Raw genomic sequence first — 18940 nt, 5'->3', positions numbered from 1 at the left:
AACTATAAATTTTTTGTCATAGATTTTACAATCTTGTTTTCTGCAAAAAATTCTTTTAAAATTACTTTAATTGCAGTGTAACCAGGTACAGCAATAATCATCCCAGTGATACCAAAAAGTAAACCACCAATAATTATAACTAGAAAAATTTCTAATGGATGAGATTTTACACTACTTGAAAATATAAAAGGTTGCGAAAAGAAATTATCTACTAACTGCCCAATAATAAAACCAATCATTACATAGCCTGTTTTTGGTAAAATAACATCGCTAAAGCTTTCGCCTAAGTTGCTAGACATTGTAAGTGTAACCATTAAAGCGCCACCAATAATGGGTCCTACATATGGTATTAAGTTTAATAAAGCGCATAAAAATGCTATTACAATGGCATTTTCTATACCTACAACTAGTAAAACAATGGTATAAATAACAAATAATATTAGTATCTGAAAAACCAATCCAACAAAATATCTAGATAGTAGACTACTTATGGTATCCATAGATTTTTTAAATCTTCCTTCTTTGTTTTGAGGCGTTAACATTAATAGTCCGTCACTAAATAATTTACGATCTTTTAAAAAGAAAAAAGTGATAAATAAAACAGAAAACAGACCAATACTTAAACTGCCAAGTACACCTATAAGAGAGTTTAGAAAATCTGGAATAAAAGCAAAATCTAGACTTGTTAAAAAGTTTGATGACTTTACGTTTTCTTCAAGCTCGCTAGTGCTTACACCAAAGTAATTTACAATCTCTGTATATAAATCTTGTATGTTTCCTTGTAGTTGGTTAATATCTAATAACGCTAAATTATGTCCTTGCTGAATAATAAGCGGAATAAAAAGTGCAATTATACCACCAACAATACCTATTAAAAACAACATTGTAATAATAACGGCTAAGGTGTTGTTAAACTTTAATTTATCGCGCAAAAATAAAACAATAGGTCTGCCAATTAAAGAAGCTACGGCAGCAATAGATATATAGACTAAAACAGAACTAATTTTATATAAAAAAAAGCAAAGTAATAGTATACCTACTATAATGCCCAATGCACGTAAAATACCATCTGCTATTGTTTTTGCTTTCATTTATACTTAGTTATTAAAAACGTATTTTATAATATTAGCACCCATTTGCAGTGCTTTTTCTCGTACTTTAGGACCATCGTTATGTACTTCTGGGTCTTCCCATCCATCACCTAAATCGCTCTCTAAAGTAAATAGCAATATAAGTCTATTATTGTGAGTTATGCCAAAAGCTTGTGGTCTTTTTCCGTTATGTTCGTGTATTTTAGGTAAACCATCTTTAAATTTAAATTTCTGATTAAAAATAGGGTGATTTGCGCCTAACTCTTCAAGCTTTTTATTAGGAAATAATTTAGCTATTTCTTTTCTAATATACGGTTCCATACCGTAGTTATCATCTATATGTAAAAACCCACCAGATAGTAAGTAGGTTTTTAAGTTTTCTGCTTCTTCATTAGAAAAAACAACGTTTCCGTGCCCTGTCATATGTAAAAAAGGATATTGAAAAATACCAATATTACCCACCTCTACAGTTTGTGGTTTAGAATTTATTTTGGTTGCTATCTCTTTATTACAAAATGCAATTAAATTGGGTAGAGCAGTAGGGTTAGCGTACCAATCTCCGCCACCATTATATTTTAGAATAGCAATTTCTTGGGCTTGTAACTTTGTCATAAAAGCTAGTAAAAGAAACAAACATAGAGTTGCTATTTTTTTCATAAAATTATGGTTATTTAAAAAGTAATTTATCCGTTGTTTATCATTGCAACAGTAGTACAAGCAACTATAGCGGCTGTTTCTGTACGTAATCTGTTTTTACCTAAAGATACAGGAACAAAACCATTTTCATAAGCTTGTGTAATTTCAGACTCAGAGAAATCTCCTTCTGGACCAATTAATACGGTAACATCTTTATCTGCAGCTACTCTTCTTTTTAGTTCTGCCTTTTCTTCTTCTTCACAGTGGGCAATAAACAGCAAATCTTTATGTTCTTTTTTTACAAATTCAGAAAAAGGAACAGGAGCATTTAATTTTGGTAAATAGGTTTGTAAAGACTGTTTCATTGCAGATTGTAAAACTTTCTCCATACGTTCTAACTTTAAAACTTTACGTTCAGAGTGGTCACAAATAATAGGCGTAATTTCATCTACACCAATTTCAGTTGCTTTTTCTAAAAACCACTCAAACCTATCATTCATTTTAGTAGGAGCAACAGCTATATGCATCCAATGCATTGGCCTGTGTTTTTTTTCTTTAGATGTAATTTGTGCTTTACATTTTTTAATATCAGCAACCATTATTTTAGCAGTAAATAAATAGCCTTTACCATTTGTAATGTACAATTCATCTCCTTCTACCTTACGTAGCACTTTTACAATATGTTTGCTTTCTTCCGGAGAAAAAACAAATTGAGAAATACTGTTATCTAAAGTGCTGTTATAAAATAATTGCATAAAATATATTAATTAGGTTACTGTTTTTATTTATTCGTTAATTACGTAACGTGCTTTTGCTGTTATTTCTTGTGTAGAAAATAATTCTTCCTTGTACTTTAAATAACCAACTATACCAATCATTGCAGCATTGTCTGTACAGAATTGAAAAGGTGGTATAAAGGTTTTCCAACCATGTTTTTGTTCTGCTTCTTGTAACACTTTTCTAATACCAGAATTTGCAGACACGCCACCGCCAATTGCAATTTGCTTAACACCAGTTTGTGTAACTGCTTTTTTTAGCTTTGTTAGCAACACATTAATTATTGTATACTGTATAGATGCACAAATATCATTTAAATTTTCTGCAATAAAATTAGGGTTTTTTTGTGTTTCTCTTTGTATAAAATAGAGTACACTTGTTTTAAAACCGCTAAAACTAAAATTTAATTCACCTACTTTAGATTTAGGAAAAGGAAATGCTTTTGGATTACCTAACTGTGCATATTTGTCTATTAATGGCCCGCCAGGGTAAGGTAAACCCAAAATTTTAGCACTTTTGTCAAAAGCTTCACCAACGGCATCATCTAGAGTTTGACCTAGAATTTCCATATCAAAATAGCTTTTAACCAACACAATTTGTGTGTGTCCGCCGCTAATTGTCATCCCTATAAAAGGGAATTCTGGCTTTTTACCTGTTTCATTATCAATAAAATGGGCCAAAATATGTGCCTGCATATGGTTTACCTCTATTAAAGGTATGTCTAAACCAAGAGCTAAAGATTTAGCAAAAGAGGTGCCTACAAGCAAAGATCCCATTAATCCTGGTCCTCTTGTAAAAGCTATTGCAGATAAGTCTTTTTTGTTGATATTTGCCTTAGCTAAGGCTTGGTGCACCACAGGTACAATATTTTGTTGGTGTGCTCTAGAGGCTAGCTCGGGAACAACACCACCGTATTCTTCATGAATCTTTTGCGTAGCAACCACATTGCTAAGCATTTTACTATTGTGTAAAACGGCAGCAGACGTATCGTCACAAGAAGATTCTATTGCAAGTATATAGATATTGTTTTTTTCCACGTATTTTTGGAATAAATATTGAAGTAACAAAGGTAAAACATAAAGGGCTATCAAAAAATTATTTAAAATACTACTAAGAATATTGTTGGTTTTATTACTGCTTTGTCTTTTAGCGACCTTTATTTTCTCGTTGTCATCTGTGCAAACTCGTTTAGCTAATTATGCCACAAATAATATTAATAAAGAATATGGCACTAATTTAAATATAGACAAGCTTAAGGTTAATTTAATTACTTGGAATACATCTGCAAAAGGAATTTATGCGGCAGATGAACAAAAAGATACTCTTTTTTACATTGGAGATTTAACAACATCTATTCTAGATATTAATAATTTAATTAAAGGGCAGTTAGAGTTTGGAGATATAGACGTAGATAACCTTCATTTAAAATTAAAAACATACAAGGGACAAAGCGCCTCTAATTTAGAGATTTTTATAGATAAGTTAGATAATAAAAAACCTAGAGCCAAAGGAGCTAAACCTTTTAAAATGGTTTCTGGTAATGTAAATATTGGTAATAGTAGATTTCAATTAATTAATGAGAATTTAGAAAAGCCAAAGCAGTTAGATTTTAAAAATTTAAATATAGGTGCAACAGATTTTTTAATTCTAGGTCCAGATGTGTCTACACAAATTAACACACTTACGTTTACAAGTAGAAGAGGACCAAAGGTTGAAAACCTAACCACAGCATTTAAATACTCTAGAACACAAATGAGGTTTGATGCGTTGCAGATAAAAACAAAGGAGTCTGACTTAAAAGGGAATTTAGTTTTTAATTATGACCGTAAAGACTTTAAAGATTTTATAAATAAAGTACAAATAGATGCCAATTTTACAGATTCTGAAGTTGCTTTAGATGATATAAATATGCTTTACAACCAGTTTGGTAGTGGTAAAAAAGTTAGTTTGTCTACAAATGTTAGTGGTGTTTTAAACGATCTTACTACAAAAAGATTAATGCTTTTTTCTGATAATACAGGTGTTAGAGGAGATTTTAACTTTAAAAACCTATTTACTTTAAGCAAGCCATATGTTATAGATGCAGATATGAAAAGTGTAACTACTAGTTATTATGAGTTACGTTCTCTGTTGCCAAACATACTTGGTAATGTGTTACCATCTTCATTTGCAAAATTTGGTCAGTTTACGGTTAGGGGAACAACCTCTATTACAGAAACTTTAGTAAAAGCTAAAGTAAATATAAACACAGCTATAGGTAGTAGTTATTCTGATGTAGAACTTACCAATATTAATAATATAGATAATGCAAACTACCACGGGTTTATATCACTTATAGATTTTGATTTAGGTAAGTTTTTAGATAACAATACAGTTGGTAAAGCAACAGTAGATATTAATGTAGATGGTAAAGGTTTTGTTGCAGAAACTATGAACACAGAAATAACTGGAGAGGTTTATAGTATTTATTTTAACAAATACACCTACAAAAATATAAAAGTAGTTTCTGGTACGTTAAAAGAACAGTTTTTTGATGGCGCTTTAATTAGTAACGATCCTAATTTAAAACTAAATTTTAAAGGTTTAGCAGATTTTTCATCAGCTAATAATACATTTGATTTTATAGCTTCTGTAGACCACGCTAATTTTAAGGCTTTAAATTTTATTAATGATAGCGTTTCTGTTTTTAAGGGTAATATTAATATGGATATTACAGGTAATACACTAGATAATATTGTTGGAGCTATAAAGTTTAGAGAAACTAGTTATCAAAATAAAAACGATACCTATTATTTTGAAGATTTTGAAGTTACTTCTAATTTTGAGACCGACTCTCTGCGTAAAATAACCATTAATTCTCCAGACATTATAACTGGTTATTTAGAAGGTAATTTTAAAGTAAATGAGTTAGATAAGCTTATACAAAACTCTATTGGTAGTATTTATACCAATTATAGACCGTTTGAGATATCCAAAGGGCAAAAAGTAGACTTTAAATTTAATATTTATAATAAAATTGTAGACGTATTTTTTCCTGAAGTAAAGTTTGGTTCCAATACATTTATTAGGGGTAAAGTAGTTGCAGATGAGGGTGATTTTAAACTTACATTTAAGTCGCCAAAAATTGAAGCTTTTGGTAACAAACTAGACAGTATTAATGTAAAGATTGATAATAAAAATCCGCTTTTCAATACTTTTATATCAGTAAATGATGCATCAACTAATTTTTATGATGTTAAAGATTTTAAACTGATAAATACCAAGTTAAAAGATACACTGTTTTTTAGAACAGAATTTGCAGGTGGTCGTGGGTATGATGATAACTATTTTTTAAACTTTTATCACACATTTAATAAAGACAATAGATCTGTAATAGGTCTTAAACGTTCTTCTATTTTACTAAAGGGAAATGAGTGGGTTGTCAATAAAAATAGAGATAAGAAAAACAAAGTAATTGTTAATAGAACATTAGATAGTATAGATATTAAAGAAATTGTATTTAATAACAATGCTAATGAGCAAATACGTTTAAGTGGTAAGGTGATAGATTCTACTTATAAAGATTTATTGTTAGAATTTAATGATGTGTCTTTACATAAAATAACTCCTGCTTTAAAAAATATAGATCTTAAAGGGGAGGTAAACGGTTCTTTAAATATTTACCAAGAAGAAGGCAAGTATTTGCCTTCTAGTAATTTAACAATGACAGATTTTACCGTTAATGATATTAGACTAGGTAATTTGGGTGTAGAAATTGTTGGTAATGATGATTTAACTTCTTTTGATGTAGAAACACACTTGCGTAACAAGGGAGAAGATAGGTTAATTGTAATGGGTAAAATTAATAACAATAATAATATACCTACAGCAGACTTAGACGTAGAATTTGCAGATTTTTTAATGGAACCTTTTTCTAACTTAGGAGAAGGTATAATATCTAATATTAGAGGCTCTATAAGTGGTAAAGCTAAAATTACAGAGCGTTTAAGTAACCCAGATATTAATGGTAAATTACTACTAAATAATGCAGGTTTGGGTATAGAGTACTTAAATGTAGATTATAGCTTTGGAAAAAATTCTGTAGTAAATCTATACAAGCAAACTTTTGACTTTGAAAACATACAACTAACTGATGTAGTTAAAAATACAAGCGCAACTTTAGATGGTACTATTGGTCATAAAGATTTTGCAGCTTGGGATTTAGATTTAAAAGTAAATACAAACAACAATCGTTTTCTAATATTAAATACAGACTATACAGAAGAGAGTTTGTATTACGGTACAGGATATTTAAATGGTACAGGTAGAATTTACGGTTCTACCAAGGCATTAAATATAGACGTTATAGGAGCTACAGCTAAGGGAACTTCTTTAAAAATACCTTTAAGTGATGTTGCAGCAGTTGGCGATTATAGTTTTATAAATTTTGTCACTAAAAAAACAGAAGAAGAAAAAAATAGAGAGTTGCAAAAGTATGAAGGCCTAGAACTTATGTTTGACTTGGATGTTACGCCAGAGGCTGAAGTAGAAATAGTAATAGATCCTAGTACAAAAAGCTCCTTAAAAGGTACTGGTGGTGGTACTATATTAATGGAGATTAATACCAACGATAAATTTAATATGTATGGCGAATTTGCTGTAGCTACAGGTGAGTATAATTATAAATACGGAGGTATAATAAATCGTAAATTCACTGTGGAGCCTGGAGGTACAATTATTTGGGATGGCTCACCTTTAAACGCAGAGGTTAATATGCGCGCAATTTATTCTTTAGATGCTAACCCAGCACCTTTATTAGATAACTCTAACTATACAAACCGTATACCTGTAGATGTTGTTGTTAGTTTGGTAGGGCCGTTAGAAAAAACTGAAGTAGATTTTAATATAGAGTTTCCAAGTACTAGTTCAATAGTAAAATCCGAATTAGAATATAGACTATTAGACCATAATTTTGAGCAAAACAATGCATTTTACTTATTAATGCAAGGTACATTTGTAAATGAAGAAAGTGGTTTAAATGCAACAGCGTTAAGTGGTAATTTAACTCAAACAGCATCTGGGTTATTAAATTCTGTTTTTAAAAGTAACGGAGAAAATTTAGATTTAGGTATAGTTTACGAGCAAGGAAACTTAAACCCTAATGCCATACAAACAGAAAATAGAGTAGGTGTTACTGTATCTACAAAGTTAGGAGAGCGTATATTATTTAATGGTAAGTTTGGTGTTCCTGTAGGTGGTGTAGGCGAGTCTGTTGTTGCTGGTGATATGGAAGTGCAAATTATTTTAAATGATAAAGGTACACTTAGTGCTAAAGTATTTAATAGAGAAAACGAGATTCAGCAATTTTTAGCAGAACGTCAAGGGTACACACAAGGAGTTGGTTTAAGTTATCAAGTAGATTTTGATACATTTAAAGAGTTGATGACTAAAATTTTTCCTAAAAAAGCACGTAAAGAAGAAGAGCTAAAAGTAGAGGAAAATAAAAAAATGCCTCAAAACTAAAATTACACATACTTGAAAAGTAGCAAGGGAAATATCTTTTTTCTTCAATTTCTTCCTTTTTTTCAATTTAAAATCACACATTTTTAAGAGCTTTTGATAAAACTTATTAACGAAAACGTTTGAAGTTTTAGCTGCGTCAAAATTTAGGGTTAATACCACTAATTTATTAAAATAAGTTTCCTAGCTTTACTACTATAAATTAATAAATGGCTTCAAAAATTAAAAAAATAGCAGTCTTTACTTCTGGAGGAGATTCTCCAGGAATGAATGCAGCAATAAGATCTGTAGTTCGTACATGTGCTTATTTAAAAGTAGAATGTGTAGGTGTTTATAGAGGGTATGAAGGTATGGTTGAAGGTGACTTTAAACCAATGGATGCTCGTAGTGTAAACAATATTATCAATAAAGGAGGTACTATATTAAAGTCTGCACGTTCAGATTCTTTTAGAACAGAAGAAGGTCGTAAGCAAGCTTATGATAATTTAATAGCAAATAATATAGATGCTTTTGTTGTAATTGGTGGTGATGGTAGCTTTACCGGAGCAATGATTTTTAATAAAGAATACAACTTCCCAGTAATGGGTATTCCGGGTACCATAGATAATGATATTTTTGGTACTACCTACACTTTAGGTTTTGATACGGCTTTAAATACAGTTGTAGATGTAATAGATAAGATTAGAGATACTGCTAGTTCTCATAACCGACTTTTCTTTGTAGAAGTAATGGGTAGAGATGTGGGACACATTGCATTAAATGCGGGTGTAGGAGCAGGAGCAGAGGAAATACTAATTCCTGAAGAAAATTTAGGTTTAGATCGTTTGTTAGAATCTTTAAAACGTAGTAAAAAATCTGGTAAATCTTCTAGTATAGTAATTGTTGCTGAAGGAGATAAAACAGGTAAAAATGTTTTTGAACTTAAGGAGTATGTAGAGGAACATTTACCAATTTACGATGTACGTGTATCTGTTCTAGGTCATATGCAGCGTGGTGGTTCTCCTTCTTGTTTTGATCGTGTATTAGCGAGTAGAATGGGAGTTAAAGCGGTAGAAGCTTTGTTAGAAGGTCAAAGCAATCTAATGGTAGGTATACAGGATAATAAAATTATACTTACACCAATAGAACAAGCTATAAAAGGACACACAAAAATAGATAAAGAACTCATTAGAGTTTCAGACATAATGTCAACATAATTAATAACAAAAAGTAAGAAAATGTCAAATTTAAAAATAGGAATCAACGGATTTGGAAGAATAGGTAGGTTGGTTTTCAGAACAACAATAAAAAGAGGAGACGTAGATGTTGTTGCAATTAATGACTTATTAGATGTAGAACATTTAGCATACCTTTTAAAGTATGATTCTGTTCACGGAAAGTTTGATGGTACTGTTGAAGTAAATGATGGTAATTTAGTAGTAAACGGTAAAGTTGTACGTATTACAGCTGAGCGTGAGCCTAAAAACATTAAGTGGGATGCAGCTGGTGCAGAAGTTGTAGCTGAGTGTACTGGTATTTTTACAACTTTAGAAAAAGCACAATTGCATATTGATGGTGGTGCTAAAAAAGTGGTTATTTCTGCACCTTCTGCAGATGCGCCAATGTTTGTAATGGGTGTAAACCATAAAGAAGCAAAAGCATCAGACTTAATTGTATCTAATGCATCTTGTACTACAAACTGTTTAGCTCCTGTAGCCAAAGTTTTAAATGATAATTTTGGTATAGAAGAAGCTTTAATGACTACTATCCACGCAAGTACTTCTACTCAGTTTGTTGTAGATTCTCCATCTAGAAAAAATTATAGATTAGGTAGATCTGCAATGGCAAATATTATTCCTTCTTCTACAGGTGCAGCAAAAGCGGTAGGTAAGGTTATTCCGGAATTAAATGGAAAATTAACTGGTATGGCTTTTAGAGTTCCTACGCCAGATGTTTCTGTAGTAGATTTAACTGTAAGAGTTAAAAAAGAGACTTCTTATGAAGAAATTAAAAAGGTATTTAAAGCTGCTTCTGAAGGAGAATTAGCAGGTGTTTTAGGATATACTGAAGAAGATGTGGTTTCTCAAGATTTTGTAGGAGAAGCACAAACTAGTGTTTTTGATGCTGGAGCAGGAATTGAGTTAAGCTCAACTTTCTTCAAAATTATTTCTTGGTATGATAATGAAGCTGGTTATTCTAATAAGTTAGTAGATTTAGCTCAGCACGTAGCTAGTTTATAAACCTATTTTATAATTGTGATATAGTATCCTGAAAATTGGTGAAAATTTACTTTTTTTCAGGATACATTAATTTTAAGTAATAACGTATGATATTAATTGTAGATAGCGGTGCTACTAAGTCAGATTGGATTGCCTTGGATGAAAAAGGTGAACAATTATTTGTGACGCAAACATTAGGTTTAAGCCCAGAAGTTTTAACTAGAGAGGTTATTGAAGACAGACTGGCAAATAATTTTGAATTATCTAAAAACAAAGAACAAGTCACTAAATTGTTTTTTTATGGTGCTGGTTGTGGTACAGAACGTATGCGTTTGTTTTTAAAAGATATTTTTAAAACCTTTTTTCCTAATGCAGAAGCTCAAGTAAAAGAAGATACTTATGCTGCAATACACGCTACTACTAAATTAGGTGATCCTGGTATTGTTTGTATTTTAGGTACGGGCTCTAATTGTAGTTATTATGATGGTGAAAATGTACATCAAAAAGTAACATCTCTTGGCTATATTTTAATGGATGATGGTAGTGGTAATTTCTTTGGTAGAAAATTATTAAGAGACTATTATTTTCATAAAATACCTAAAGATTTGGCAGACAAATTTGCATCTGAATATGATTTAGAAGCAGATCTTATTAAGGAAAACTTATACAAGCAGCCTAATCCTAATACATATTTAGCAACCTTTGCTAAGTTTATAATAGAGAATAAAGATCATCCTTATTGTAAAGGTGTTATTAATAAAGGTTTGCAGCAGTTTATAAATAATAATGTAATGCAGTTTGACTTAGCTACTAAAGTTCCTGTGAATTTTGTAGGTAGTATTTCTTATTTTTTAAGAGATGAGTTGGCTAAAGTGATAGAAAGAAACGATCTTATTTTAGGTGTTATAAGAAGAAGACCAATAGAAGGTTTGGTAGATTTTCATAAAAGCACAATTTAATACATAAGTTTACAATAACACATAAACTGAAAAAGCGCAATCTGTTATGGATTGCGCTTTTTTTATGCTTCTTGTAGTTTGATGTTATTGTACAGCAATCATAGAAATTTCTACATTTACAAACTTAGGTAAATTAGCTACTTCTACAGTTTCTCTTGCTGGTGCAGTATCTGCATTAAAATAAGAACCATAAACCTCATTAATTTCTGCAAACTGATGCATATCATTAACAAATATGCAAGATTTTACAACGTTTTCAAACGTCATACCAGCTTCTGTAAGTATAGCTTTTAAGTTTTCCATACTCTGTTTTGTTTCTGCTTTAATATCTCCTTCTACTAAATCTCTTGTTTTAGGGTTAATAGGTATTTGTCCGGATATATATAATGTATTACCAGTTAATACTGCTTGGTTGTAAGGACCAATTGGAGCAGGTGCATTTGTTGTTGTGATAATTTTTTTCATCTTAATTAAGTGTTTTTTAATTATTTTAAAAAGATAAATAGTATTTTATCTCTGACTTCTTTGTTCCCATTTAAGGTCTTTAAGTATGCTACTCTTAATTCCTATAAAGAAATACCATCTTTCATACGTACCAAAAGGTGTCCAGTTAAAGTTAAGTCTAAAACTCTTTAAATCTCTCTCAAAACGTAATTGAGTTAAAGAAAAACCTTGATTTTTAAAATCGTAACCGGAAGAAACGCCAACTTTCCATCTAGGTGTTAAATCTATGTTTCCAGAAAACATCAAAGAGTGGTTACTAATTTCATCTTGCCTATTAGGGTTACTGTAACTTACGGCATAAGCAAGTCTAAAATCCCAAGGAATAGCATTTTTGTATGGTGGGTTTTCTTTTACTTCATCATCATCATCGTCGGGATTTCCTGGTTTACCAGTGTTAAAGTTGTCTGCAGTACCAAATAAATCATCTGTTCTACCACCACTGGCTGCTACATAAGAGTCATCATCTTCTTCGTCTTCTTTCTCATCCTTATCTTTGTCAAACATTTTACTGCTTATAGAGTATCCAACATTGGCTCTTGCAGTTGTTAGTCTAAATAAGCTACCGCCATTATTAACGTTAAGAGTGTTAATTCTTGTTCCTTTGTTGTCTATTGCATAAGGATCTAGGTTTGCAGAGAAGTTAATAGACATTTTTTTATTTAAAATAGTAGTACCACCATTTACTCTAAACGGACTTAAACGTAGTGAGTCTGCCTGAAAGTTATAGTTAGTAGAAATATTAAAACTACTTAATAACGATATTTTTTTAGGCTCTGTAGCAGTAGAGTCTTTGTCTTTTACTTTTGCTTCTAATGTGTTTTGTAATGAAAAACTAAGAGCGCTACTCTGCGTAAGTCCAGGAGCACCGTTTAACGTGCCCTCAAATCTACTATATTGTATGTATTCACCGTCGGCATTCATATACTCGTCGTACGTTTTTTCAAAAGACGGAGAATAGCTATAGCCAATAGAAGGCCTCATAGTATGTCTTATTGCTTGTATATTATTATCCTCAGCAAAAGTCCAAGTACCATAAATAGTTGTTCCTAAACTAGCGCTAAAGCTATATTTGTTGTAACGGTCAAAACCATTTATTTTTTCAGAAACAACCTCTTCTGTAGTAGCATCGTAAGATTTGTTGTATGTTTCTAGCGTCCATATATCTTCATAAGAACCACCAAGACTAACACTTAATTGTTTAAATACTTTAAAGTTGGTGCTAATTGGAATTCTGTGTCTAGCACCCACACGTGCGTCATCAAACATTTCAGACTTAAAGAAAAGAGAATCTACTGTTGTTATTTGGTTTTGGGCATTTACATCATACTGAAAATTTATATTCTGTATAATTCCCTTTTTTAAACCATCTCTTTTTGCAAACGGAAAAATACGCTCCATACTAGCCTGCATTGTTGGCAGCGTAAGGTTTATAACGTCTGTATTTGTGTTCTGGTTATGTGTAGCTGTTAAACTCATATTTACAGAAGGGTATGCTGGAAATGTTTTTGAGTACGATACAGATGATGATAAGTTATTATTTTGTGTGTTGGGTACGTTATATTGGTTTAACGAACTTCTGTAATAATCACTACTACCTAAGTTTACACTGGCAGATAATCTAGAATTAGGGTTGTTTTTAGGGTCTTGTGTATGAGATATTTGTATGTTGTAGTTTCTTGCAATAGAATAATCTTCAAACCCTTTTTGGCTGTTAATCTGGTTTTCATACCTAATATTAACATTACCCTTGTATTTATAACGTTTTGTGTAAACAGACTGCCCCCTAAATCCATAGCTACCATTGGTGTAAAAGTCACCTTGTAATGTAAGGTCTACGTGGTCATTAATAGGAAAATAATAACCACCATTTTGTAAAAAGTAACCACGATTTGGATCACTACCAAAAGTAGGGAAAATTAAACCAGCAGTGTTACCAGTTGTCATAGGAAAATAAGCAAAAGGTAACGCAATAGGTGTAGGTACATCTGCAATAAACATATTACTATAGCCGGCAATCATTTTTTTGCCAGGTACAAATTTACCTTTACGTACAAGAATATAGTAATCTGGATTTATAGTGTCATTAGATGTAGTAATCTTGGCTCTACTCATAAAGTAAACAGAGTCGTTCTCTTTTTTAGTTTTTTCGGCGTACACCTTCATAGCATCACTACCAATACTACCTAAACCAGCTTGCTGTTCTGTTCTAGAGTTCCAAATAAGCGCTTTTTGTGTATCAAAATTAAACCTAATAGAATCTGGTTTTACAACTTGGCTACCTTGTTTAAAATCTGGTAATTGAGAGTATACACCAGTAGAATCTTTAATTCTACCTGCGTAGACTTCGTTTTTAGCAAGGTCCATTATTATAATTCCGGCTTTTAATTCCGTATCTTGGTAATAAAGCTCAGCTTTGTCATACAAGTAAATTTTTTGCTCTTTACGGTCATAACGCATATAACCTTCAGCTTTTCTCTTTACAATGTCTGCCAGTAATGGAGCTTTTGCTTTTGTAGAGTCTTGTATAGTACTATCTTGTTTAACGGTTGCTCCTAAAATATCCACAGGGATCAAAGGTGCTACTATAGTATCTTTTTGTTTCTTTATTGTTAATGGGATAACCTTATCCTCTTGTGCAGATAGGCTTAAAACCCCTAAAAACAGGAGTAAAGAAAAAAGTAAACGATGTTTATTTGATTGCAAGGCTATAAATCCTATTTTTGTATTGATTTGGCTCTACGTTTTGGGCTTCAAACTTACGCATATTTTTTATTTTAGAATACGCATTAGAATAAATTTAACCTAAATGAATAAAACATTTAATAATTATATATTAAAATTTAACAGCTTTTTACCTGTAAGGCTATTGTTGCTTACTTTTTTAGTATCATCTTTTAGTATCAGTTTTAATTCTACCACAGCGCAAGATAAGTTTGTTGTTGTTTTAGATGCTGGTCACGGAGGTCACGATCCAGGTAACTTAGGTAATGGTTATCTAGAAAAAAACATAGCATTAAACATTGTTTTAAAGGCAGGTGAGTTGCTATCTCAAAATCCTAATATAAAAGTAATATACACAAGAAAGGATGATACTTTTGTAGACCTATTTGAGCGTGGCGAAATCGCAAACAAAGCAAACGCAGATTTATTTGTTTCTGTACATTGTGATTCTCATACATCAGACGCTCACGGAGCAGGTACCTTTGTTTTAGGTTTACACGCAAACAAACAAAATTTTGAAATTGCAAAAAAAGAGAACTCGGTTATTTACTTAGAAGATAATTACCAAGCTAAGTACTCTGAGTATAATATAGACTCTCCAGAGTCTGTTATTGGACTAACTATAATGCAAGAAGAGTTTTTAGACCAGAGTATTGCTTTGGCAAAACTTATGCAAGACAAGTTTTCTAATAAACTAAAGCGCACAGACCGTAAAGTAAAGCAAGCTGGTTTTATAGTGCTACACCAAACTTTTATGCCGAGTGTTTTAGTAGAAACTGGCTTTTTAACAAATAAGGGAGAAGGGGCTTATTTAAATTCTAAATCTGGACAGTTAGAAATGGGAACGGCAATTGCAGAGTCTGTTTTAGGATATATGGATCAGTTAGTGTCTAATGCTTTAGCAGCATCTAGTAGTACGCCAGAACCAGAACTAGAACCACAGAAAGAAGTTGCTACAGTTGTGGTAAAGAAAAAACCAGAGGTTGTTAAAGAAAAAGAGACTGTAGTTGTAAAGAAGCCTCAGGTAAAAGAGCCTGTTGTTGTAAAAAAAACAGAAGAAGTAGTTAGTAAAACAGAGACAACTGCATTAAATAAAAATATTGAGTTTAGAGTTCAGCTATTTGCAAGCGGAAAATCTATACCTTTAAAACCAGATAATTTTAAAGGTTTAAATACGTTAACAAAAGAGCCAGTTAATAATTTGTATCGTTATATGAGCGGTAGAGCAAAAACGTATTATGATGCTAAAATGATAAAATCTAATGCAGATATAAAAGGATATACTTCTTCATACATTGTAGCTTATAAAGATGGTAAGCGAATTAATGTAGAGGACGCTATTAAATATTTAAAAGAATAATTCTAATTAAATTTAGAGTAAAACATATTTCTATTGAAACTATCTAGAGAATTAAAAACAGGAATAATTGTTATTGGCGGAATATTGCTATTTATATTAGGTTTTAGCTATTTAAAAGCAACACCTTTGTTTGATAACAGTAAAACATTTTATGCAGTTTATGATGATGTTGGAGGTTTACAGCCAGGAACACAAGTGTCTATAAATGGCTTTAGTGTTGGTAAAGTAAATGATATAAGATTTAAGGATAAATCCGGAAAATTACTAGTTACCTTTACTGTAGATAATGATTTTCAGTTTTCTAAAAACAGTATAGCAGAATTATATGATACAGGTATTATTGGAGGCAAAGGAATACAAATTATACCAGTTTTTGATGATGCTAAACTGGCCCAATCTGGAGATACACTAGTAACTAAGACAAAACCAGGTTTAACAGATCTTGTACAGCAAAATTTAGCACCATTACAAACAAAAGTAGAAGGAGCAATATCTAATGCAGATTCACTTTTGATAAATGTAAATGATGTTTTAGATGCAAAAACTAAAAAAGATTTACAAAGTAGTATTGCAGGTTTAAACGATTTAATAAAAAGCTTTAAAGTAACTACAAACTCATTAAATAGCATAATGGCTACTAATAAAGATGAGATTGAGGGGTCTATGGCTAATATTAAAAAAATTACAGATGATTTTGCAAAAATATCTACATCCTTGTCTGAAGCAGAGTTAGATAAGAGCATTGCTGGTTTGCAAAAAACAGTAACCAATTTAGATAATTTATTAACTAAGATAGATAAAGGTGAAGGTTCATTAGGAAAATTAATGAACAATGAAGAACTTTACAATAACTTGGCAGGTGCATCTAAAGAGCTAGACTTACTTTTGCAAGACTTTAGGTTAAACCCAAAAAGGTATGTAAACGTTTCTGTTTTTGGTAAAAAACAAAAAGAATATACCTTACCAGAAAATGACCCTGCAGATACATTAAAAACTAAATAACTAACTATTATATATGGAGTACCTTCCCAACATTATTTTCTTACTAGTCTTAGTTGCTGGTATAGGATTTTTTGCTAAAAACGTAAAAGCATTATCTCGTAACATTAAGTTAGGTAGAGATGTAGATGTAAGTGATAACAAACCACAACGATGGAAAAATATGGCGCGTATTGCGCTAGGCCAAACAAAAATGGTAGTACGCCCTGTAGCTGGTATATTGCATATAGTTGTTTATGTTGGTTTTATTATTATAAATATTGAGGTTTTAGAAATTATTATAGACGGACTTTTTGGTACACACCGTATTTTTGCTTCATTAGGAGTAGTGTATGATGTTTTAATAGGTTCTTTTGAGATTCTTGCCTTTTTAGTTATTGTATCTGTAGTTATATTTTGGATAAGAAGAAATGTTATTAAAATTAAGCGTTTTTTAAATCCAGAAATGAAAGGATGGCCTAAAAAAGATGGTAATATGATTCTATATATAGAGCTTGTATTAATGACTCTTTTTTTAACAATGAATGCGGCAGATTATCAATTACAAACAATAGATGCTATACATTATGTAAAAGCAGGTTCTTTCCCTATTAGTCAGTTTATAGCACCAATATTTAGTGGTATGTCAGAGGCGAGTTTAATTATAGTAGAACGTTCTGCTTGGTGGTTACACATCACAGGTATTTTACTTTTCTTAAATTACTTATACTATTCTAAGCACTTACACATATTATTAGCATTTCCTAATACATATTACGGAAAAGTAAAACCAAAAGGGCAATTAGATAATTTAGCAGCTGTTACTGCAGAGGTTAAAATGATGATGGACCCAGATGCAGATCCTTTTGCAGCACCAGCAGAAGGAGCAGAAGAAACTGGTGAGCCAGACAAGTTTGGAGCATCAGATGTTACAGATTTAAATTGGGTGCAACTACTAAATTCATATACGTGTACAGAATGTGGTAGGTGTACTAGTGAGTGCCCTGCTAACCAAACAGGTAAATTATTATCGCCAAGAAAGATAATGATGGATACCAGAGATAGGTTGCAAGAAGTAGGAAATAATATTGACAAAAATAAAGGCGAGTTTGTAGCAGATGGCAAACAATTATTAGGAGATTATATTACAGAAGAAGAATTATGGGCGTGTACATCTTGTAACGCTTGTACAGAAGCTTGTCCTGTAAGCATAGATCCTTTATCTATAATTATGGATATGCGTCGTTACTTGGTAATGGAGCAATCTGCAGCTCCATCAGATTTAAATAATATGATGGGGAATATAGAAAACAACGGAGCGCCTTGGCCATTTAATCAAATGGACAGGTTAAACTGGAAAAACGAATCTTAAATAGAAATCCAAAATATTTATGAGTAACGAGTTAAAAGTGCCAACAATGGCAGAGTTATTTGCCGAGGGTAAACAACCAGAAGTTTTATTTTGGGTTGGATGTGCAGGAAGTTTTGATGACAGAGCAAAAAAAATTACCAAAGCATTTGTTAAAATATTAAATAAAGCAAACGTAAGTTTTGCTGTTTTAGGAACAGAAGAAAGTTGTACTGGAGATCCTGCAAAAAGAGCAGGGAACGAGTTTTTATTTCAAATGCAAGCTGTTACCAATATAGAGGTGATGAACGCATATGAAGTTAAAAAAGTAGTAACTGCTTGTCCTCATTGTTTTAATACAATAAAAAATGAATACCCAGGATTAGGCGGTAATTACGAGGTTGTACACCATACTCAGTTTTTAAAAGATTTATTGTCTGAAGGTAGAATTACTATGGAAGGCGGACAATATAAAGGAAAACGTATTACTTTTCATGATCCTTGTTATTTAGGTAGAGCAAATGGTGTTTATGAAGCACCAAGAGACTTAATACGTAAGTTAGATGCAGAACTTGTAGAAATGAAAAACTGCAAGAAAAAAGGATTGTGTTGTGGAGCTGGTGGTGCGCAAATGTTTAAGGAACCAGAAAATGGTAACAAAGATGTTAATGTAGAGCGTACAGAACAAGCTTTAGGTACAAAACCAGAGATTATTGCTGCAGGTTGTCCTTTTTGTAATACAATGATGACAGACGGTGTTAAGAGTAAAGAAAAAGAAGGAGAAGTAGAAGTTTTGGATATAGCAGAACTTATTGCTAATGCAGAAGATTTGTAAAATAATCTTTTAGGTAGATTGGAAGTTTTTTAAG

Annotated in this window: 14 protein-coding genes; 8 read left to right on the top strand and 6 right to left on the bottom strand. The window is 31.7% G+C overall.

Annotated features, from left to right (window positions below):
- Nucleotides 1-2 precede the first annotated feature (2 nt).
- The 4 genes from AX016_RS14370 to tsaD are packed head-to-tail and all read right to left on the bottom strand — an operon-like array spanning nt 3 to nt 3541.
- Nucleotides 3-1091 carry an AI-2E family transporter gene (locus tag AX016_RS14370; RefSeq protein WP_100896272.1) on the bottom strand — a complete coding sequence of 363 codons (1089 nt, stop codon included), beginning with the start codon at nt 1089-1091 and terminating at the stop codon, nt 3-5.
- Between the two features lie 6 nt (nt 1092-1097).
- Nucleotides 1098-1748 carry a DUF4159 domain-containing protein gene (locus tag AX016_RS14365; RefSeq protein ID WP_100896271.1) on the bottom strand — a complete coding sequence of 217 codons (651 nt, stop codon included), beginning with the start codon at nt 1746-1748 and terminating at the stop codon, nt 1098-1100.
- A 26-nt stretch (nt 1749-1774) separates the two neighbouring features.
- A complete protein-coding gene (locus tag AX016_RS14360) occupies nt 1775-2482 on the bottom strand; it encodes a 16S rRNA (uracil(1498)-N(3))-methyltransferase (RefSeq protein WP_100896270.1) in 708 nt (235 codons plus the stop codon).
- A gap of 30 nt (nt 2483-2512) precedes the next feature.
- Entirely contained in the window at nt 2513-3541 is a 1029-nt protein-coding gene (gene tsaD / locus AX016_RS14355; RefSeq protein ID WP_100896269.1) for a tRNA (adenosine(37)-N6)-threonylcarbamoyltransferase complex transferase subunit TsaD, read from the bottom strand.
- A gap of 139 nt (nt 3542-3680) precedes the next feature.
- Between tsaD and AX016_RS14350 the strand changes: the two genes are divergently transcribed.
- The 4 genes from AX016_RS14350 (at nt 3681) to AX016_RS14335 (ending at nt 11160) form a co-directional block, all read left to right on the top strand.
- Nucleotides 3681-8006 (top strand): translocation/assembly module TamB domain-containing protein, encoded by a 4326-nt coding sequence (locus tag AX016_RS14350; RefSeq protein ID WP_232732635.1) that lies wholly within the window; start codon nt 3681-3683, stop codon nt 8004-8006.
- 206 nt (nt 8007-8212) lie between these two features.
- Nucleotides 8213-9199 (top strand): 6-phosphofructokinase, encoded by a 987-nt coding sequence (pfkA, locus tag AX016_RS14345; RefSeq protein WP_100896267.1) that lies wholly within the window; start codon nt 8213-8215, stop codon nt 9197-9199.
- Nucleotides 9200-9220: 21 nt separating this feature from the next.
- Nucleotides 9221-10222, top strand: a complete 1002-nt coding sequence (gene gap / locus AX016_RS14340; RefSeq protein ID WP_100896266.1) for a type I glyceraldehyde-3-phosphate dehydrogenase — start codon at nt 9221-9223, stop codon at nt 10220-10222.
- 86 nt (nt 10223-10308) lie between these two features.
- On the top strand, nt 10309-11160 hold the full coding sequence (locus AX016_RS14335) for an N-acetylglucosamine kinase (protein ID WP_100896265.1): 852 nt from the start codon (nt 10309-10311) through the stop codon (nt 11158-11160).
- Between the two features lie 84 nt (nt 11161-11244).
- Here the strand turns inward: AX016_RS14335 and AX016_RS14330 are convergent, their stop codons facing one another.
- The gene (locus tag AX016_RS14330; RefSeq protein WP_100896264.1) at nt 11245-11625 is read right to left on the bottom strand and encodes a RidA family protein; all 381 of its coding nucleotides are present in this window, start codon (nt 11623-11625) and stop codon (nt 11245-11247) included.
- Nucleotides 11626-11670: 45 nt separating this feature from the next.
- On the bottom strand, nt 11671-14367 hold the full coding sequence (locus AX016_RS14325) for a putative LPS assembly protein LptD (protein ID WP_100896263.1): 2697 nt from the start codon (nt 14365-14367) through the stop codon (nt 11671-11673).
- Nucleotides 14368-14470: 103 nt separating this feature from the next.
- Between AX016_RS14325 and AX016_RS14320 the strand changes: the two genes are divergently transcribed.
- From AX016_RS14320 to AX016_RS14305, 4 genes are read left to right on the top strand one after another with little or no spacing between them, the layout of a single operon-like run.
- Complete coding sequence (locus AX016_RS14320; protein WP_100896262.1) at nt 14471-15745, top strand: N-acetylmuramoyl-L-alanine amidase family protein; 1275 nt, start codon at nt 14471-14473, stop codon at nt 15743-15745.
- A gap of 33 nt (nt 15746-15778) precedes the next feature.
- Nucleotides 15779-16747, top strand: a complete 969-nt coding sequence (locus AX016_RS14315; RefSeq protein WP_100896261.1) for an MlaD family protein — start codon at nt 15779-15781, stop codon at nt 16745-16747.
- 13 nt (nt 16748-16760) lie between these two features.
- Nucleotides 16761-18095, top strand: a complete 1335-nt coding sequence (locus AX016_RS14310) for a (Fe-S)-binding protein (RefSeq protein ID WP_100896260.1) — start codon at nt 16761-16763, stop codon at nt 18093-18095.
- A 19-nt stretch (nt 18096-18114) separates the two neighbouring features.
- Nucleotides 18115-18906: a (Fe-S)-binding protein gene (locus AX016_RS14305; RefSeq protein ID WP_013622165.1), complete on the top strand. Its 792-nt coding sequence runs from the start codon at nt 18115-18117 to the stop codon at nt 18904-18906.
- Nucleotides 18907-18940: the final 34 nt, after the last annotated feature.

Origin of the sequence: Cellulophaga sp. RHA19 (assembly GCF_002813425.1) — a bacterium.
In the GTDB taxonomy this organism is placed as follows: domain Bacteria; phylum Bacteroidota; class Bacteroidia; order Flavobacteriales; family Flavobacteriaceae; genus Cellulophaga.
This window is presented reverse-complemented; position numbering and strand designations above follow the sequence as displayed.